Annotated in this window: 20 protein-coding genes; 17 read left to right on the top strand and 3 right to left on the bottom strand. The window is 74.0% G+C overall.

The window, feature by feature from the left end:
• Window positions 1-167: 167 nt before the first annotated feature.
• Window positions 168-623: a MarR family winged helix-turn-helix transcriptional regulator gene (locus HET64_RS23025; RefSeq protein ID WP_215108478.1), complete on the bottom strand. Its 456-nt coding sequence runs from the start codon at window positions 621-623 to the stop codon at window positions 168-170.
• A 135-nt stretch (window positions 624-758) separates the two neighbouring features.
• Between HET64_RS23025 and HET64_RS23020 the strand changes: the two genes are divergently transcribed.
• From HET64_RS23020 to HET64_RS22960, 13 genes are all read left to right on the top strand, one after another.
• Window positions 759-1,841 carry an epoxide hydrolase family protein gene (locus tag HET64_RS23020; RefSeq protein WP_215108476.1) on the top strand — a complete coding sequence of 361 codons (1,083 nt, stop codon included), beginning with the start codon at window positions 759-761 and terminating at the stop codon, window positions 1,839-1,841.
• Window positions 1,842-1,900: 59 nt separating this feature from the next.
• Window positions 1,901-3,259: a BTAD domain-containing putative transcriptional regulator gene (locus tag HET64_RS23015; protein WP_215108474.1), complete on the top strand. Its 1,359-nt coding sequence runs from the start codon at window positions 1,901-1,903 to the stop codon at window positions 3,257-3,259.
• Window positions 3,260-3,376: 117 nt separating this feature from the next.
• Window positions 3,377-3,727, top strand: a complete 351-nt coding sequence (locus HET64_RS23010) for a YciI family protein (protein WP_018960234.1) — start codon at window positions 3,377-3,379, stop codon at window positions 3,725-3,727.
• A gap of 20 nt (window positions 3,728-3,747) precedes the next feature.
• Complete coding sequence (locus HET64_RS23005) at window positions 3,748-5,004, top strand: DUF6596 domain-containing protein (RefSeq protein ID WP_308370331.1); 1,257 nt, start codon at window positions 3,748-3,750, stop codon at window positions 5,002-5,004.
• Between the two features lie 198 nt (window positions 5,005-5,202).
• A complete protein-coding gene (locus tag HET64_RS23000) occupies window positions 5,203-6,558 on the top strand; it encodes a M14 family metallopeptidase (RefSeq protein ID WP_215108470.1) in 1,356 nt (451 codons plus the stop codon).
• A 110-nt stretch (window positions 6,559-6,668) separates the two neighbouring features.
• Window positions 6,669-8,516 (top strand): glutamine--fructose-6-phosphate transaminase (isomerizing), encoded by a 1,848-nt coding sequence (gene glmS / locus HET64_RS22995; protein ID WP_215108468.1) that lies wholly within the window; start codon window positions 6,669-6,671, stop codon window positions 8,514-8,516.
• A 41-nt stretch (window positions 8,517-8,557) separates the two neighbouring features.
• Entirely contained in the window at window positions 8,558-8,926 is a 369-nt protein-coding gene (locus HET64_RS22990; RefSeq protein ID WP_030084374.1) for a holo-ACP synthase, read from the top strand.
• A gap of 108 nt (window positions 8,927-9,034) precedes the next feature.
• Window positions 9,035-10,483, top strand: coding sequence for an NAD(P)H-hydrate dehydratase (locus HET64_RS22985; RefSeq protein ID WP_215108466.1), 1,449 nt, complete (start codon window positions 9,035-9,037; stop codon window positions 10,481-10,483).
• A gap of 44 nt (window positions 10,484-10,527) precedes the next feature.
• Window positions 10,528-10,917 carry a DUF488 domain-containing protein gene (locus HET64_RS22980; protein ID WP_215108464.1) on the top strand — a complete coding sequence of 130 codons (390 nt, stop codon included), beginning with the start codon at window positions 10,528-10,530 and terminating at the stop codon, window positions 10,915-10,917.
• Between the two features lie 60 nt (window positions 10,918-10,977).
• A complete protein-coding gene (gene alr, locus HET64_RS22975; RefSeq protein WP_215108462.1) occupies window positions 10,978-12,156 on the top strand; it encodes an alanine racemase in 1,179 nt (392 codons plus the stop codon).
• The gene (locus HET64_RS22970) at window positions 12,153-13,394 is read left to right on the top strand and encodes an alpha/beta fold hydrolase (RefSeq protein WP_215108460.1); all 1,242 of its coding nucleotides are present in this window, start codon (window positions 12,153-12,155) and stop codon (window positions 13,392-13,394) included. The genes alr and HET64_RS22970 overlap by 4 nt, the downstream gene beginning before the upstream one ends.
• Window positions 13,363-13,932: a tRNA (adenosine(37)-N6)-threonylcarbamoyltransferase complex ATPase subunit type 1 TsaE gene (tsaE, locus tag HET64_RS22965; protein WP_215108458.1), complete on the top strand. Its 570-nt coding sequence runs from the start codon at window positions 13,363-13,365 to the stop codon at window positions 13,930-13,932. The genes HET64_RS22970 and tsaE overlap by 32 nt, the downstream gene beginning before the upstream one ends.
• Window positions 13,933-14,086: 154 nt before the next feature.
• Window positions 14,087-14,278, top strand: coding sequence for a hypothetical protein (locus HET64_RS22960; protein WP_215108456.1), 192 nt, complete (start codon window positions 14,087-14,089; stop codon window positions 14,276-14,278).
• A gap of 28 nt (window positions 14,279-14,306) precedes the next feature.
• Here the strand turns inward: HET64_RS22960 and HET64_RS22955 are convergent, their stop codons facing one another.
• Window positions 14,307-14,903: a hypothetical protein gene (locus tag HET64_RS22955; RefSeq protein WP_215108454.1), complete on the bottom strand. Its 597-nt coding sequence runs from the start codon at window positions 14,901-14,903 to the stop codon at window positions 14,307-14,309.
• Window positions 14,904-15,037: 134 nt separating this feature from the next.
• Between HET64_RS22955 and tsaB the strand changes: the two genes are divergently transcribed.
• From tsaB to HET64_RS22935, 4 genes are read left to right on the top strand one after another with little or no spacing between them, the layout of a single operon-like run.
• Window positions 15,038-15,685 carry a tRNA (adenosine(37)-N6)-threonylcarbamoyltransferase complex dimerization subunit type 1 TsaB gene (gene tsaB, locus HET64_RS22950; protein WP_215108482.1) on the top strand — a complete coding sequence of 216 codons (648 nt, stop codon included), beginning with the start codon at window positions 15,038-15,040 and terminating at the stop codon, window positions 15,683-15,685.
• Window positions 15,686-15,714: 29 nt separating this feature from the next.
• Entirely contained in the window at window positions 15,715-16,203 is a 489-nt protein-coding gene (gene rimI / locus HET64_RS22945) for a ribosomal protein S18-alanine N-acetyltransferase (RefSeq protein ID WP_215108480.1), read from the top strand.
• Window positions 16,203-17,333 (top strand): tRNA (adenosine(37)-N6)-threonylcarbamoyltransferase complex transferase subunit TsaD, encoded by a 1,131-nt coding sequence (gene tsaD / locus HET64_RS22940; protein WP_215108452.1) that lies wholly within the window; start codon window positions 16,203-16,205, stop codon window positions 17,331-17,333. The genes rimI and tsaD overlap by 1 nt, the downstream gene beginning before the upstream one ends.
• Window positions 17,330-17,599 (top strand): hypothetical protein, encoded by a 270-nt coding sequence (locus HET64_RS22935; RefSeq protein ID WP_215108450.1) that lies wholly within the window; start codon window positions 17,330-17,332, stop codon window positions 17,597-17,599. Before tsaD ends, HET64_RS22935 begins: the two co-directional genes overlap by 4 nt.
• 97 nt (window positions 17,600-17,696) lie before the next feature.
• Here HET64_RS22935 and HET64_RS22930 read toward each other — a convergent pair whose 3' ends face one another.
• Complete coding sequence (locus HET64_RS22930; RefSeq protein WP_215108447.1) at window positions 17,697-18,434, bottom strand: TetR/AcrR family transcriptional regulator; 738 nt, start codon at window positions 18,432-18,434, stop codon at window positions 17,697-17,699.
• Window positions 18,435-18,605 lie beyond the last annotated feature (171 nt).

Genomic DNA, 18,605 nt, shown 5'->3' with positions numbered 1-18,605 from the left:
TATGAGACAGGGCCCGTGGCGAGGACCGCGATGGCCACGCAGGCCGCGGCGAGAGCGACGGGAACGGTGCTGCGCATGAGAACTCCCCATGGGTCGGAGGCCGGGATCGACTGGCTCCGCAGCATGCGCCGGGTCGCTCACCAAAGGCTCACCACGACGCGGCGCGTTCAGCCGTGGTCGCCTCGGTGATGGTCCACGAGGCGGTTGAGCAGGTCGATCAGGTTCCGCCTGTCGGCCGCGGGCAGCGGGGCGAGGAACTCGTCCTGCGCGGCGGCGAGCAGGCGGTCGAGGCGGGTGAGTTCCCTCCGGCCCGCCGTCGTGATGGTGATGACGTTGCGCCGGCGGTCCTCCGGGTCGGGTGCGCGCTCCAGGAGCCGTCTTTCGGCCAGGTCGTTGACCGTCGCGACCATGTCGCTGCGGTCGATGCCGGTGCGGCGGCCGAGGCCGGCCTGGCTGGAGGGGCCGTACTCCTCCGCCGCCGCCAGCAGGGCGTAGTGGTAGCGCCGGGCGCCGGCCCGGGCCAGTTCTTGATCCACGATCCGGTTGGCGGCCAGCGCCGCCTGGTTGACCAGCCTGCTCGACAGCGCGCGCAGCCGTTGCGGCGTCCCGTGTTCCGTGTCCACGGACGCAATGTAACAACTTGTTGGCCGCACCCACGATCGGGCATATGGTGGGTCGGGCCAACGTTGGTGTGACCAATGATATTGGGATTTGCCGACCCCGTAGCCCCGTAGCCCCGCAGTCCTGGAGCCGCAACCATGATCAAGCCGTTCCGCATCGACATTTCCCAGGCCGGCCTCGACGACCTGAACGACCGGCTCGCCCGTACCCGCTGGCCCAACGAGATCGCCGACGCCGGGTGGGACTACGGTTTCCCGCTGGCGCGGCTCAAGGAACTGGCCGGCCTCTGGCGCACCGGGTACGACTGGCGCGAGCACGAGGCCGCGCTCAACGAACTGCCGCACTTCACCACCGAGATCGACGGCCAGAACGTTCATTTCGTCCATGTCCGGTCCCCGCGACCGGACGCGCTCGCGCTGATACTCACCCACGGCTGGCCCGGGTCCTTCCTGGAGTTCCTCGACGTGATCGAGCCGCTGGCGCGCGACTTCCACCTGGTGATCCCGTCCATCCCGGGCTACGGCTTCTCCGGGCCGACCCACGAGCGCGGCTGGGACATGGTCCGGGTCGCACGGGCCTGGGCGGAGCTCATGCGCCGGCTCGGGTACGAGCACTACGGCGCGCAGGGCGGCGACTTCGGCTCGGGCATCTCCCTGGCGCTCGGCGCGGTGACGCCCGAGCAGGTGGTCGGCGTGCACGTCAACTACCTGCCGACCCGGCCTGACCCGGACGCCGGCGTCGACCTGTCCGAGGCGGACGAGGCCCGGCTGGACCAGGTCAGGCGGATGATGGCGAACCGTCCGCCGTACCAGGCCCTCCAGGCCGCCACCCCGCAGACCATCGGCTACGCGCTGACCGACTCGCCGGTCGGCCAACTGGCCTGGATCGCCGAGCGCTTCGCCCGGTGGACCGACCCCCGCACGCCGGTCAGCGACGAGCGGATGCTCACCGACGTATCGCTGTACTGGCTGACCGCCACCGCGGCTTCCTCGGCGCGGCTGCACCGCGAGGCGGCGCGGCGGACCGAGCCGTGCCCGGTGCCGGTCGGCGTGGCGGTGTTCGCGCACGACATCACGCAGTCGGTGCGACCGCTGGCCGAGCGGCTGTACGACATCAGGCACTGGTCGGAGTTCGACCGGGGCGGTCACTTCGCGGCGATGGAGGTCCCGGAGCTGTTCGCCGAGGACGTCCGGGCCTTCTTCCTCGACCTCCTCACCTAGCGGTCGTCGGGGCGTCGGAGGGGTGGCCCCGCGGGCCGGGACGGCTGGATGCTTTCCCGATGGAATTCCAGTTGCTCGGGCCCTTCGTCGTCCTCCACCGGGGGCGCCCCGTGCTCGCGGGGCTGCGCCGTCAGGAGCGGTGTCTGCTGGCCGTCCTCGCCCTGGAGGCGGGTCGTGCCGTGCCGACCGGCAGGCTCATCGACCTGCTCTGGAACGGCGAGGCCCCGGCCGGGGCCCGGTCCACCGTGCACACGTACATCGGCAGGCTGCGCGCCGCCCTCGGGCCCGACGGCGTACGGCTGGAGACGCGGAACGACGGTTATCTCCTGCGCCCCGACGGCCACCGGATCGACGCCCGCGCCTTCGAGGACGCCGTGCGCGACGCCTCGGCGGCCGTGGCCGACGAGGAACGGGTGCTCCGCTACGACCGGGCGCTGGAGCTGTGGCGGGGGGAACCGCTCGCGGACGTCGCGGACGAGGCCCTGCGCGACCGGATCGGCCGGCCCCTCGCCGCACTGCGGCTCTCGGCGGCGGAGGAGCGGGCCCGGCTCCTCCTCTCGCTGGGGCGGCACGAGCGCGTGGCCGTCGAGCTGCCCGCGCTCGCCGAGGAGCACCCCGAGCGCGAACGCCTCGTCGCGGACAGCATGGTCGCCCTGCACCGCAGCGGGCGCTCGGCGGACGCGCTCGCGCTCTACCGGGCCACGCGCGGCGCGCTGCGGTCCGCCTTCGACGCCGAGCCGGGGCGGGACCTGCGGACCCTGTACGACCGGGTACGCCGGGACGACCCGGACCTGCGGCGGCCCGCGCCCCCCACGTACGCCGTCCGGGTGCGGGGGGAGTGGCTCCCGTGGAACACCAGCGGGGAACCCGCCCTGGAGTTCTGCAACACCTACGCCGGGTGGGGCGGCGAGCGGCTGCCCGGCTCCGAATGGCTGCGCGGCTACCGCTCGCTCGCGGTCTGGGCCGGGCACCTGGACCTCCTCGACGACCGTACGGTCACCCGGCTGCTGCGGAGGGCGGAGGAGCGGCCCGAGGAGGCGAGCGCCGTACTCGCCGGCGCGCGGGAGTTCCGGAGCGCGTTGTACGGCTGTCTCACCCAGGAGTGGGGCCGGGGCGACGACGGGGCGTTCGACCGGGTGGCCGAGGTGGTCCAGGAGGCCATGCGCCACGCGGTCTTCGTGCGGAGCGACGACGGCCTCGGGCGCTGGAGCCCGCACCCGGATTCCGGTCCCCGGCTCCCGCTGTACGCCGTGGCCCAGCGCGCCGCGGACCTGCTCGCCGACCCCCGCCGCCTCACCGTCCGCGTCTGCCCGGGGAAGGGCTGCGGGTGGCTCTTCCTCGACGCGGGCGGGCGACGCCGCTGGTGCGGCCTGGGGGTTTGCGGGCGGCCGGGGGCGGGTGCCGAGGACCCGCCGTGAAGAGGACCCGCCGTGAAAAGGACGCGGGCGGTGTGTCGATCCGGACCGGTCCCGATCGTCGTCATGGTGTAAGCAGCCCATGAGGGCTGGGACCACCCAGGCGAGAAGGAGCCGATCATGAAGTACATGCTGCTGATCCACAGCGGGGCCGTCGACGAGCAGGGCGGCGCGCCCCAGTGCACCGTCGAGGACTGGATGGCCTACGACAAGGCCGTACGCGACGCGGGAATCCACGTATCCGGGGAGTCGCTGGCCGACCTGGTGACCGCGACCACCGTACGGGTCTCGCCGACGGGGGAGCGGACCGTGACGGACGGGCCGTTCGCCGAGACGCGGGAGCTGCTGGGCGGGTTCCTCGTGATCGACGTGCCCGACCTCGACGCCGCCCTCGACTGGGCCGCGCGCTGTCCCGGCTCGCGCGACGGCGGCTCGGTCGTCGTCCGGCCGGTCGCGGACTTCGGGGCCTGAGACCCGTGCCGGGCGCGGGCGTGCCCCCGGGGGAGGGCCGGGCGACCGCCGAAGCCGTCGAGGCGGTGTTCCGGGAGGAGCGCGGGCTGCTGCTCGCCTCCCTCGTCCGCCGGTTCGGCGACCTCGACCTGGCCGAGGAGGTGACGTCCGAGGCGATCGAGGCGGCCCTGCGGCACTGGCCCGCCGAGGGCGTCCCCGACCGGCCCGGGGCCTGGCTGCTGACGACGGCGCGGCGGCGGGCGGTGGACCGGCTGCGGCGCGACCAGGCGTACGCGGCCCGGCTCGCCGTCCTCCAGGCCGACGCGGAACGGGCCGAGGCCGCCGCCCCCGCGGCCGACGTGGCCGCGATCGGTGAACTTCCCGACGACCGGCTCCAGTTGTTCTTCACCTGCGCCCACCCCGCCCTCGCCGCCGAGGACCGGACCGCACTGACCCTGCGGTGCCTCGCCGGGCTCACCACACCGGAGGTGGCGCGGGCGTTCCTCGTCCCGACGGCGACCATGGCCCAGCGCATCGTGCGGGCCAAGAAGAAGATCCGCGAGGCCCGGATCCCGTTCCGGGTGCCCGGCCCCGACGAACTGCCCGAGCGGCTGCCCGGAGTCCTCCAGGTCGTCTACTCGGTCTTCACGGAGGGGTACGCGGCCAGCTCCGGGCCCCGTCTCCAGCGGCTCGACCTGGCCGAGGAGGCGATCCGGCTGGCCCGGATACTGCACCGGCTGCTGCCCGCCGAGCGGGAGAGCGCCGGGCTCCTCGCGCTGCTGCTCCTCGTCCACGCCCGGCGCGACGCGCGGACCGGGCCGGCGGGCGAGCCGGTGCTCCTGGAGGACCAGGACCGGGGGCGCTGGGACCGGCCGATGATCGAGGAGGGCCGCGCCCTGGTCGTCCGGGCGCTGACCGGCGGGCCGGCCGGGCCGTACGGGGTGCAGGCCGCCATCGCCGCCCTGCACGACGAGGCGGCGGACGTGGCGGCCACGGACTGGCCGCAGATCGTGGCCCTCTACGACGTGCTCCTCACGCTCACCCCGTCCCCCGTGGTGGCGCTCAACCGCGCCGTGGCGGTGGCGATGCGGGACGGGCCGGGCGCCGGTCTCGCGCTGCTCGACGCGTTGGCGGGGGAGCCCCGGCTGCGGGGGTACCCGCCGTACGTCGTGGCGCGCGGAGACCTGCTCGGCCGGCTGGGGCGGGCCGGGGAGGCCGCCGAGGCGTACCGGCAGGCGCTGGAGCTCGCGGGGACCGAGCCGGAGCGGGCCGCGCTGCGCCGGAAGCTGGGGGAGTAAGGGAGTAAAGGATCAGGGGAGTTGGGGAGTCGGGGGAGTTCGTGGAACGGCGGGCGGCCGTTCGCGTCCCCGCGGCAGCGGGAGCACCACACCCGGCGATGGCCGGAACGACCATCTTGACCAGCTCATGACATGAGTTCATTCTGTGCCCGTCGCACAGCTCCACCCCCCACCCCGACGGACCCAGGAGATGCCAGCATGCGACTCGTCACCGCACGGAGATCCCGGCCGACGAAGGCCCGACGCAACGCCGCCCTGACCGTTCTGCTCGCCCTCGCCCTCGCGGCCCCCGCCACCACCGTGGCGACCGCCGGGAACGCGGCCCCGAACGCGGCCGTCGCCGCGGACGAGCGGACGCTCCAGTACGAGATCACCGGACGCACCACCCCTGCCGCCCGCACCGACATCGCCCGCGCGGGCGTCTCGATCGACGAGGTCCACGACCACGGCGTCGTGATCACCGCGGACGCCGCCCAGGCCCGGAAGCTCCGGGCGCGCGGCCACGTACTGGAGGCCCTGCCCGCCCCCGACGCCGTGCCGCGAGCGGCGGACGGCGTGAGCGCCCTCGACTTCCCGCCCGCCGACTCCCGCTACCACAACTACGCCGAGATGAACGCGGCGATCGACGCCCGCATCGCCGCGAACCCGGCGATCATGAGCAAGCGCGTCATCGGCAAGACCTACCAGGGCCGCGACGTCATCGCGGTCAAGGTGAGCGACAACGTCGCCGCCGACGAGGCCGAGCCCGAGGTCCTGTTCACCGCCCACCAGCACGCCCGCGAGCACCTGACCGTCGAGATGGCGCTCTACCTGCTCCGCGAACTGGGCCAGGGCTACGGGTCCGACTCCCGGATCAAGCAGGCGGTCGACGGCCGGGAGCTGTGGATCGTGCCGGACATGAACCCGGACGGCGGCGAGTACGACATCGCCTCCGGCTCGTACCGCAGCTGGCGCAAGAACCGGCAGCCCAACTCGGGCTCCAGCGCGGTCGGCACCGACCTCAACCGCAACTGGGCCTACAAGTGGGGCTGCTGCGGCGGCTCCTCCTCCAGCCCCTCGTCCGAGACCTACCGGGGGGCGGCCGCCGAGTCCGCGCCCGAGACGAAGGTCGTGGCGGACTTCGTGCGCGGCCGGGTGATCGGCGGGAAGCAGCAGATCACGGCGGCCATCGACTTCCACACGTACAGCGAACTGGTGCTGTGGCCCTTCGGCTACACGTACAACGACACCGCGCCCGGCATGACCGCCGACGACCGCAACGCGTTCGCGGCGGTGGGCCGGAAGATGGCGGCGAGCAACGGGTACACCGCCGAGCAGTCCAGTGACCTGTACATCACCGACGGGTCGATCGACGACTGGCTGTGGGGCTCGCAGAAGATCTTCGGCTACACCTTCGAGATGTACCCGCGCTCGGCGTCCGGCGGGGGCTTCTACCCGCCCGACGAGGTCATCGAGCGCGAGACCTCCCGCAACCGGGACGCGGTGCTCCAGCTGATCGAGAACGCGGACTGCATGTACCGGTCGATCGGCAAGGAGGCGCAGTACTGCTCCTGACGGAGTGGCACGACTCCGCCGCTCCGCGCGGCCCGGCCCCGGCCATGCGTCGTCGGGGACGGGCCGCGCGGATTCCTGCCGCGAGGCGCTTCCGGCCGTAGGGTGCCGCTATGTGCGGAATCGTGGGTTATGTCGGTGGGCAGTCGGCGCAGGACGTCGTCGTCGCAGGACTCAAGCGCCTCGAATACCGGGGCTACGACTCGGCGGGCGTCGCCGTTCTCGCGGACGGCGGGCTCGCCGCCGCGAAGAAGGCGGGCAAGCTCGTCAATCTGGAGAAGGAGCTGGGTGACCGGCCGCTGCCGGCCGGGCGGACCGGTATCGGGCACACCCGCTGGGCGACGCACGGAGCGCCCACCGATCTCAACGCCCACCCGCATCTGGACAACGCGGGCCGGGTCGCCGTCGTGCACAACGGGATCATCGAGAACTTCGCGGCCCTGCGCCGAGAGCTGACCGGACGCGGCCACGCCCTGGAGTCGGAGACGGACACCGAGGTCGTCTCGCATCTGCTGGCCGAGGCGTTCTCGGCCGGCGGGGACCTCGCGGAGGCGATGCGCCAGGTGTGCCGGCGGCTGGAGGGGGCGTTCACCCTGGTCGCCGTGCACGCCGACCAGCCGGACGTGGTGGTCGGCGCCCGGCGCAACTCACCGCTCGTCGTGGGCGTGGGGCGGGACGAGTGGTTCCTCGCCTCGGACGTCGCCGCCTTCATCGCGCACACCCGGTCCGCCGTCGAGCTTGGCCAGGACCAGGTCGTCGAGCTGAGCCGCGAGGGCGTCGTCGTCACCGGGTTCGACGGGGAGCTCGCCGAGGTGCGGGAGTACCACGTCGACTGGGACGCGTCCGCCGCCGAGAAGGGCGGTTACGCCTCCTTCATGCTCAAGGAGATCGCCGACCAGCCCCAGGCCGTCGCCGACACCCTCCTCGGCCGGGTCGACGGGGAGGGCGCGCTCCACCTCGACGAGGTACGCATCCCGGCCGCGGACCTGCGCGAGGTCGACAAGGTCGTCATCGTCGCCTGCGGAACCGCCTTCCACGCCGGGATGATCGCCAAGTACGCCATCGAGCACTGGACCCGGCTGCCCTGCGAGACCGAACTCGCCAGCGAGTTCCGCTACCGGGACCCGATCCTGGACCAGCGCACCCTCGTCGTCGCCATCTCCCAGTCCGGCGAGACCATGGACACCCTGATGGCGCTGCGGCACGCCCGCGAACAGGGCGCGAAGGTGCTCGCCATCTGCAACACCAACGGCTCGACGATCCCGCGCGAGTCCGACGCCGTCCTCTACACGCACGCCGGGCCCGAGGTCGCCGTCGCCTCCACCAAGGCCTTCCTCACCCAGCTCGTCGCCTGCTACCTCGTGGCGCTCTACCTCGGCCAGGTGCGCGGCACCAAATGGGGCGACGAGATCCGTACGGTGGTGCGCCAGCTCTCCGCGATCTCCGGCGAGGTCGACCGGGTCCTGGAGACGATGGAGCCCGTGCGCGAGCTGGCCCGGTCCCTCGCCCACCACGACACCGTCCTGTTCGTCGGCCGGCACGTCGGCTACCCGGTCGCCCTCGAAGGCGCGCTCAAGCTCAAGGAACTCGCCTACATGCACGCCGAGGGCTTCGCGGCCGGCGAGCTGAAGCACGGGCCGATCGCGCTCATCGAGGAGGGCCTCCCGGTCGTCGTCATCGTGCCGTCACCGCGCGGCCGTTCGGTGCTCCACGACAAGATCGTGTCGAACATCCAGGAGATCCGGGCCCGGGGCGCCCGCACCATCGTCGTCGCCGAGGAGGGCGACGAGGCCGTCGTCCCGTACGCCGACCACCTCATCACGGTCCCCGCAACGCCTACGCTGCTTCAGCCGCTGGTCGCCACCGTGCCGCTCCAGGTCTTCGCCTGCGAGCTCGCGACGGCCCGCGGCAACGAAGTGGACCAGCCGCGCAACCTGGCGAAGTCCGTGACCGTGGAGTGACCCGGGACGCGCCCGGGTGACGAGGTGACAAGGGTGGGTTCGTGATCATTGGGGTCGGCATCGACGTGGCCGAGATCGAGCGCTTCGGCGCGGCGCTGGAGCGTACGCCCCAGTTGGCCGACCGGCTCTTCGTCGGAAGTGAGCTGACGCTGCCCAGCGGCGAGCGGCGCGGAATCGCCTCGCTCGCCGCCCGGTTCGCCGCGAAGGAGGCCCTGGCCAAGGCGCTCGGCGCACCCGGCGGGCTGCTCTGGAGCGACGCGGAGGTCTGGGTCGAGGAGAGCGGGCAGCCCCGGCTGCGGGTCCGCGGCACGGTCGCCGCCCGCGCCGCCGAACTGGGGGTCCGCGGCTGGCACGTCTCGCTCAGCCACGACGCGGGGGTGGCGTCGGCGGTGGTCATCGCGGAGGGGTGACACCCGCCGGGCCGTGCAGGCCACAGGGGTGACACCCGCCCGGACGAACAAGCCGCCACGCCCTTGCGGGGGTAGCGTCCGCCCCCGTGATCGCGGAGGGTTGGACCCATGCGACGTGCCTACAGCGTGGAGACCGTACGGGCCGCCGAGGCCGCCCTCGTGCAACGGCTGCCGGAGGGCGCCCTGATGCGGCGCGCCGCCGCCGGGCTGGCCGTGGCCTGCGGCGATCTGCTGCGGCGCAACGGCCGGGTGTACGGGTCCCGGGTCCTGCTCCTGGTCGGCAGCGGCGACAACGGCGGCGACGCGCTGTACGCGGGCGCCCGCCTGGCCCGCCGGGGCGCGGGCGTCCGGGCCCTGCTGCTCGCCCCCGACCGGGCCCACCCCGGCGGCCTCGCCGCGCTGCTGGCGGCCGGGGGGCAGGTCGTCGACGGGCCGGACGGGCTCGGCGTGCTCGACCTCGTGGTGGACGGCATCACCGGCATCGGCGGGCGCGGCGGGCTGCGCGAGGACGCCACCGGGCTGCTGCACACGGTGACCCGGGACCGTACCCCGGTCCTCTCGGTCGATCTGCCGAGCGGGGTGGAGGCCGACACCGGGGAGGTGCACGGCGACGCGGTCCGCGCGGACGCGACGGTCACCTTCGGCACCTACAAGCCAGGCCTCCTGATCGACCCGGCCGCCGAACACGCCGGGGCCCTGCGGCTGGTGGACATCGGGCTCGGCCCGGAACTGCCCGAGCCGCCGGATCTGGAGGCCCTCCAGTACGCGGACGTCGCCGCGCTGCTGCCGGCGCCGGGCCCGGAGAGCGACAAGTACCGGCGCGGGGTCGTCGGCGTCGTCGCCGGGTCCGAGCGCTACCCGGGCGCCGCCGTCCTCGCTGTCGCGGGCGCGCTGCGCGGCGGGGCCGGGGCCGTGCGGTACGTCGGACCGGGCGCGGACGCGGTGATCGCCCGCTACCCCGAGGCGCTGGTCCACGCCGGGCCGCCGTCGAAGGCCGGACGGGTGCAGGCCTGGGTGGTCGGGCCCGGGCTCGGCGACGGAAGGAGCGCGGAGGCGGCCGTCGCCGACGTGCTGGCCGCCGACGTCCCCGTGCTCGTCGACGCGGACGGGCTGCGGCTGCTGGACGCGGAGACCGTGCGGACCCGGACCGCCCCGACCGTCCTGACCCCGCACGCGGGGGAGGCCGCGGCCCTGCTCGGCGCGGCCCGCGAGGAGGTCGAGGCCGGGCGGCTCGCCGCGGTGCGCGAACTGGCCGCCCGCTACCGCGCCACCGTGCTCCTCAAGGGCTCCACGACCCTGATCGCGGAGGCCCGCGACACGCCCGTACGGGTCAACCCGACCGGCACGTCCTGGCTCGCCACCGCGGGCAGCGGCGATGTGCTCTCCGGGCTGACGGGGTCCCTGCTCGCGGCCGGACTCGCCCCGCGCGACGCCGCGTCCGTGGGCGCGTACCTGCACGGGCTCGCCGCCCGGCACGGCTCGGACGGGGCCCCGGTCTCCGCGCAGGACGTCGCGGACGGCATCCAGGCCGCCTGGCGCGACGTGCGGGCGGGCTGAGCCGGGGAGAGGGTGGAGGCCCGGGGGAGGAAGGGCGGCCGGACATGGCGAGCGGCAGCGAACCCGTACGCGTACGCAGGGTCTACGACCCGCCGGAGGACGGCGACGGCACCCGGGTCCTCGTCGACCGGCTCTGGCCCCGGGGCGTCTCCAAGGAGCGGGCCGCGATCGACGTATGGCTGAAGGACGTCACCCCCTCGGACGAGCTGCGCTCCTGGTACCACCAGGACCGCTCCGGCGCGCGCCACGACGCCTTCGTCGAGCGCTACCGCACCGAACTGGACGACCCGGCGCACACGGAGGCCGTCGAGCGGCTCGTCGGACTGGTGCGCGAGGGCGGACCCGTCACCCTGATCACCGCCGTCAAGGACATGGCCGACAGCCATGTCCCGGTCCTGGTCGACCACCTGAACCATGTGATGAAACGTACATAAGGCCGGATACCGGCGTGCACTGCCGGGGAGGCGGCCGACGCCTCTGAGAGACTGGGCGCGATGAACGAGACAGCGTCCCTGAGAGCCCGTGCCGAGATCGACCTCGCCGCGCTGCGCGCCAACGTGCGCGTCCTGCGCGAGCGTGCGGCCGGGGCGCAGCTCATGGCCGTGGTGAAGTCCGACGGTTACGGGCACGGGGCCGTGCCCTGCGCGCGGGCCGCCCGCGAGGCCGGGGCCGGCTGGCTGGGAACCGCGACCCCGCAGGAGGCCCTCGCCCTGCGCGCGGCCGGACTCGACGGCCGGATCATGTGCTGGCTGTGGACGCCCGGGGGCCCCTGGCGCGAGGCGATCGAGGCCGGCATCGACGTGTCGGTCAGCGGCATGTGGGCGCTGCGCGAGGTCGTCGTCGCCGCCGACGCGGCCGGCCGGCCGGCCAGGATCCAGCTCAAGGCCGACACCGGCCTCGGCCGCGGCGGCTGCCAGCCCGCCGACTGGCCCGAACTGGTCACCGAGGCGCTGGCCGCCGAGCGGGCCGGACGGGTGAGGGTCACCGGCCTCTGGTCCCACTTCGCCTGCGCCGACGAGCCCGGCCACCCCTCGATCGCCGCCCAGCTCGGCGTCTACCGCGACATGGTGGCGTACGCCGAGAAGGAGGGCGTGGAGCCCGAGGTGCGGCACATGGCCAACTCCCCGGCCACGCTCACGATCCCCGAGGCGCACTTCGACCTCGTACGGACGGGCATCGCGATGTACGGCATCTCGCCCGCCCCCGAGCTGGGCACGCCCGCCGACTTCGGGCTGCGGCCCGTGATGACGCTCGCCGCGTCCGTCGCCCTGGTCAAGGACGCCCCGGCCGGACACGGCGTCAGCTACGGCCACCACTACACGACGACCGCCGAGACGACCCTCGGTCTGATCCCCGTCGGCTACGCGGACGGCGTCCCGCGCCACGCGTCGGGCACGGGACCCGTCCTGGTCGGCGGGAAGGTGCGCACGGTCGCGGGCCGGGTCGCCATGGACCAGTTCGTCGTCGACCTCGGCGGCGACCGGCCGGAACCGGGCGCGGAAGCGGTGCTGTTCGGCCCGGGCGACCGGGGCGAGCCGACCGCGCAGGACTGGGCGGAGGCCGCCGGCACCATCGCGTACGAGATCGTCACCCGCATCGGCTCCCGGGTGCCGAGGGTGTACGTGAACGGAGCGGCCGGTCCGAGCGAGCCGGCCGGGAGCGTGCAGCGGTGAGCGGGAGCGAAGCGGGGGCCGTGGTGGCCGCGACCGCCGCCGGCGCGGCCGGCTGGCGCCGGGCCGGGATCGCCGGGGCCGCCATAGGGGTACTCGCCGCCGGTGCGGCCGCCGGGGTCGCCGTCGAGCGGCTCACCGTCGGGCGCGGCATGCGCAAGAAGGCCCGCCTCGCGCTGGACGCCACCGGGCCCTACGGCTCGCTGCGCGGCACGCCGGGCCGGGCCGTCGCCGACGACGGAACCGAGCTGTACTACGAGATCGACGAGGTGGCGGACGCGCCGCCCCCGGGCGAGGAGGGAGCCGGCTCTGCCGGAAACCGCCGCCGCCGGCTCTTCGGGCGCAAGGCCCCCGCCCCGGTCACCGTCGTCTTCAGCCACGGCTACTGCCTCGGCCAGGACTCCTGGCACTTCCAGCGGGCCGCCCTGCGCGGCCTCGTACGCGCCGTCTACTGGGACCAGCGCAGCCACGGCCGCTCCGGACGGGGCCGGGCCCAGGCGGACGGGGTGCCGGTCGGCATCGACCAGCTCGGCCGCGACCTGAAGGCGGTCATCGACGCGGCGGCCCCCGAGGGCCCGCTGGTGCTGGTCGGGCACTCCATGGGCGGCATGACGATGATGGCGCTGGCCGACCGGTACCCGGCCCTGATCCGCGACCGGGTCGCCGCCGTCGCCCTGGTCGGCACCTCCAGCGGCAAGCTCGGCGAGGTCAGCTTCGGGCTGCCGGTGGCGGGCGTGAACGCGGTGCGCCGGGTGCTGCCCGGGGTGCTGAAGGCGCTCGGCTCGCAGACGGAGCTGGTGGAGAAGGGGCGGCGGGCCACCGCGGACCTCTTCGCCGGGCTGATCAAGCGGTACTCGTTCGGTTCGCGGGACGTGGACCCGGCGGTCGCCCGGTTCGCGGAACGGCTCATCGAGTCCACCCCCATCGATGTGGTCGCCGAGTTCTACCCGGCTTTCACCGAGCACGACAAGAGCGGCGCGCTGCCCGCGTTCCGGGAGGTGCCCGTGCTGATCCTGGCCGGGGACAAGGACCTCGTCACCCCCAGCTCGCACAGCGAGGCCATCGCCGACGTCCTGCCCGACGCCGAGCTGGTGATCGTGCCGGACGCCGGGCACCTGGTGATGCTGGAGCACCCGGAGACGGTCACCGACCGGCTGGCCGACCTGCTCGTACGCAGCGGCACGGTGCCGGGCGCTAACGTTGGCGGACATGGAAGCACCGCACAGCGGCCCGGCCGCTGAGACCGTTCCGGAGACAGCGGGGACGACCGCTCCCGAGCCCGCCGGGACCGTGACCGAGGCCGTGACCGTGACGCTCACCGTCACCTCCCCCGAACAGATGCAGGACCTGGGCCGCCGGCTCGCCCGGGTGCTGGCCCCCGGCGACCTGGTCATGCTCACCGGGGAGCTGGGCGCCGGGAAGACGACGCTGACCCGGGGCCTCGGCGAGGGCCTCGGCGTGCGCGGCGCGGTCACCTCGCCCACGTTCGTCATCGCCCGCGTCCACCCCTCGCTGACCGGGGGCCCCGCCCTGGTCCACGTCGACGCGTACCGCCTGGGCGGCGGGCTCGACGAGATGGAGGACCTGGACCTGGATGTGTCGTTGCCGGAGTCCGTGGTGGTCGTGGAGTGGGGCGACGGCAAGGTCGAGGAGCTGGCCGACGACCGGCTCCGGGTCCTCATCGACCGCGCGACGGGCGACACCGACGACGAGCGGCGCGAGGTGACCCTGGTCGGCATCGGGACACGCTGGGCGGGGCTGCGGGCGGATCTGTCGTAACGCGGCCGCCCTCCGGCGCCGTCCTTCACGAGACCTTCCCGACAGTGCGTCGGTAAACTGTTGCGCGGGGGACCGTGGTCGTGGTCACATGGGTACGAGACGTGGTTAGGTCTACCTAACCACGCCCTCCATCGGAGCACCAAGGAGGCAATCCATGCCGACGCCCGAGCGAGCGGCGCGACCGCAGCCGACTCCGTCCGCCCTGTCGATGAAGGACCTGCTGGCCTCGTGCGCAGCGGCCACCGCGGTCTCCACCCCGCCGAGCGAGGCGCCGGATCCATCCGACGCGGCGGACCGGGACGAGGAGAGCGCCCACGGGAACGCCGTCCGGGGGCGGGCGGCGTAGGACCCCGGACGGCGTGAGACCCCTGGCGCTACGGGACGACGACGACCTTCGCGCCGACCGTCGCGAAGGTCCACATGGCGTTGCCGTCCGCGCGCTTCATCCGGACGCCGCCGGTCTTCGACGTCGGGTCCGGGCTGGCCATCGAGCCGTCCTGCGCCGCGCTGAAGCCGATCGCCACCTCGTCCACGTTCGCGAAGCGGACCACGTGCTCGATCGGGACGCCGTCCGAGCCCTGGACCGTGCCCGAACGCGAGGTGACCTTGTGGACCCCGGGCGGCGGGCTGACCGGGCTCGGCATCACGGTGAAGGTGCGGATCGCCTCGTTGTCCTCGTCGACCAGCCACACCCGGCGGTCCTTCAGCGCGTACACGACGCGCTCGCCCTTGCCGGACGCCGCCGGGACCGCCAGCGGGTCGGCCTTGGGCTTCGGCTTGGCGGAGGGCTGGGCCGAGGCCGACGCGGAGGGCTTCTTGCCGGGCGTGGACGCCACCGAGGCGGGGGCGTTCGCCGAGGCCTGGTAGGCGAGGAAGGCGACCGCGGCGACCGCCGCCGCAGTGAGCCCGGCCACGATTCCCGAGCTTCCCCTAGCCACCGTGAAATCCCCTTTCGACTGCCGTTGCCGCATGTCGTACAAGCGTTTACGTCGTACCCGCGGATACCCGGTGACGGTAGCAGCAGGGACGGGGCGGGCCGGGACGCCGTACGGACGCCGTAACGCCGTCGGCGGAGCCGTAGGCTGTTTGCGTGCTCTTGCTCGCCATGGATACCGCCACGCCCGCCGTCACCGTCGCCCTGCACGACGGCACGTCCGTCATCGCCTCCTCCGGGCAGGTCGACGCCCGCAGGCACGGGGAGCTGCTGCTCCCCGCCGTCGACCGGGTCCTCGCCGAGGCCGGGACGGCACTCGACGCCGTGACGGACGTGGTCGTGGGCGTCGGCCCCGGCCCGTACACCGGCCTGCGGGTCGGCCTGGTCACCGCCGCCACCTTCGGCTCCGTCCTCTCCGTGCCGGTCCACGGCGTGTGCACCCTGGACGGCCTCGCGTACGCCGCCGGACTGGAGGGCCTGGAAGGGCCGTTCGCCGTGGCGACCGACGCGCGCCGCAAGGAGGTCTACTGGGCGCGGTACGAGGACGCCCGCACCCGTTCGGGCGAACCCGCCGTCGACCGGCCCGCCGACATCGCCGGAGCGCTGGCCGGGCTCCCCGTGGCCGGCGCGGGCGCGGTGCTCTACCCGGACGCCTTCCCGGACGCGCGCGGCCCCGAGCACCTCGCCGCCGGCGCGCTCGCCGCGCTCGCCGCCGAACGCCTCGCCGCCGGCCAGGAGCTCCTGGAGCCCCGGCCGCTCTATCTGCGCAGGCCCGACGCGCAGGTCCCGAAGAACTACAAGGTGGTCACCCCCACGTGAGCACCGCCACCCCCGCCGCGCTGCGCGAGATGCGCTGGTGGGACATCGCGCCGGTGCTCGACCTCGAACACGCGCTGTTCCCGGACGACGCCTGGTCACCCGGCATGTTCTGGTCCGAGCTGGCCCACGCCCGGGGCCCCGGCGCCACCCGCCACTACGTCGTCGCCGAGGACCCCGACACCGGGCGGATCACCGGCTACGCCGGGCTCGCCGCCGTCGGCGACCTGGCCGACGTCCAGACGATCGCGGTCAGCCGCGAGGCGTGGGGCACCGGCCTCGGCTCCGGACTCCTCACCGATCTGCTGAAGGCCGCCACCGACTTCGAGTGCGCCACGGTCCTCCTGGAGGTCCGGGTCGACAACACCCGGGCGCAGAAGCTGTACGAGCGCTTCGGCTTCGAACCGATCGGCTTCCGGCGCGGCTACTACCAGCCGGGGAACATCGACGCCCTGGTCATGCGCCTGACCATGCAAGAGCAAGCAGTGCACGAGCACGCACCAGAGACCGGGACTGAATGATGGCTGTCGACGAACCCCTCGTACTCGGCATCGAGACCTCCTGCGACGAGACCGGCGTGGGCATCGTGCGCGGTACGACCCTGCTCGCGGACGCCGTCGCCTCCAGCGTCGACACCCACGCCCGCTTCGGCGGCGTCGTCCCGGAGATCGCCTCCCGCGCCCACCTGGAGGCGATGGTCCCCACCATCGAACGGGCCCTGAAGGAGGCCGGGATCAGCGCCCGCGACCTCGACGGGATCGCCGTCACCTCGGGCCCCGGGCTCGCCGGAGCGCTGCTCGTCGGCGTCTCGGCCGCGAAGGCGTACGCGTACGCGCTCGGCAAGCCGCTCTACGGGGTCAACCACCTCGCCTCGCACATCTGCGTCGACCAGCTGGAGCACGGCCCGCTGCCCGAGCCGACGATGGCCCTGCTGGTCAGCGGCGGCCACTCCTCGCTCCTGCTGGCCCCCGACATCACCAGCGACGTCCGGCCGCTCGGCGCGACGATCGACGACGCGGCGGGCGAGGCGTTCGACAAGATCGCCCGGGTGCTGAACCTCGGCTTCCCCGGCGGCCCGGTCATCGACCGGCTCGCGAAGGAGGGCGACCCGGCCTCGATCGCGTTCCCGCGCGGCCTGACCGGCCCGCGCGACGCCCCGTACGACTTCTCCTTCTCCGGGCTCAAGACCTCCGTCGCCCGCTGGATCGAGGCGAAGCGCGCGGCGGGCGAGGAGGTGCCGGTCCGGGACGTGGCGGCGTCCTTCCAGGAGGCCGTGGTGGACGTGCTCACCCGCAAGGCGGTCCGGGCCTGCAAGGACGAGGGCGTCGACCACCTGATGATCGGCGGCGGCGTCGCGGCCAACTCCCGGCTGCGCGCCCTGGCCCAGGAGCGCTGCGAACGGGCCGGCATCCGGCTGCGGGTGCCGCGCCCCGGGCTCTGCACCGACAACGGGGCGATGGTCGCGGCGCTCGGCGCGGAGATGGTCGCCCGCAACCGCCGCCCCTCCGACCTGGAGCTCTCCGCGGACTCCTCGCTGCCGGTGACCGAGCCGCACGTCCCGGGCGCCGATCACGGCCACACACACGGCCACGGCCACTCGCACGATCACGACCATGTGCACGAGATCAGCAAGGACAACCTCTACTCATGAGCGCCGGGACCATCGTGCTGATGTGGGAGGCCCGCGCCGCCGAGGGCCGCGGCGGCGAACTCCTGGAGTGGGCGCGGGCCCGGGCCGCCGAGCTGGCCCGCGAACCCCACCGCAGCGAACTCCTGCGCGCACCGCAGGACCGGGTGCTGGTGATGACGTGGTGGAGGGGCGCCTCGTACGGCGACGACCTCCCCGAACTCCCCGAGCCCGAAGCCGCCCTGATCACCCGCCCGGTGCACCGCTGGCGCTTCGAGGCGGTGGGCTGAACGCGCGGGACCGGGCGGGGGCGCCGCGGCCGTGTGCCCCGGCGGCCCGGTGAGGCTCTCGCGCCCCGGCCGGTGAGGCCTTCGGGCTCCGGCCCGGTCAGCCCTTCGCGCCCCGTGTCCCGCGCCTGAGCAGGCCGTCCACGATCGCGTCGAGCTCCTCGACGGTCTCGTAGTCGGCGGCGTACTCCCGCCAGCGGTCCTTGATTTCGGCGAGCCGGGGCAGCTCCGCCCTGTCCTTCCCGGTGACCATCTCCGGGAAGAACTCCCGGCGCGACGGGTTCTCCGCACGGCGGGCCGCCGCCCTGCGGAAGACCAGATCCCCGTAGACGTAGCTCCAGATCGTCCGGTACGCCCGCACCGAGCGGGCCGGGGAGAGGCCGCAGGCGAGCGCGCAGTCGATGATCTCCTCCACCATCCACAGCGCGTTGCGGTCGGTCAGCTCGCCCAGCGCCAGGATGTCCAGCACCCAGGGGATCCGGCCGATGATGTCGTGCATGTGCGCGGCCACCGCCACCAGCCGCTCGCGCGGGTCCTCGGGCAGCTCCGGGCGCGGGAACGCCGCCGCCGTGCCGGACAGGGTGAGCATCAACAGCTCGTCCTTGTCCCGCACGTAGTGGTAGAGCGCCATGGGCGTGCTGCCCAGCTCCTTCGCCACCCGCCGCATGGACAGGGCGGCCACGCCCTCCTCCTCGACGATGCGGCGCGCGGTGGCGACCATCACCTCCGGGTCCAGTCGGCGGGGCCGCCCCACGGGCCGTCCGGCCGTGCCCGGTTTGCCGCCCGTCACCGGATTTTTCATCTTCTTCGTCTTCTCGGTCTTCTCGGTGCCTGACACCTGGGCATTCTCTCCTTCCGGGGCCCTGCCCCGGTCCGCCGCGGGACCCTCCCGATGTTCCGGCACCTATTTTCTATACGTGTATGTTAATTCTCGATCGAGGGAAGCGCGAAGGGAAGGGGACGTCATGGGCGGCGCGGGGAAGAGCGGGACGGGAAGAGATCCCGGGGG

Origin of the sequence: Streptomyces sp. McG3 (assembly GCF_018619185.1) — a bacterium.
Lineage (GTDB): Bacteria > Actinomycetota > Actinomycetes > Streptomycetales > Streptomycetaceae > Streptomyces.
This window is presented reverse-complemented; position numbering and strand designations above follow the sequence as displayed.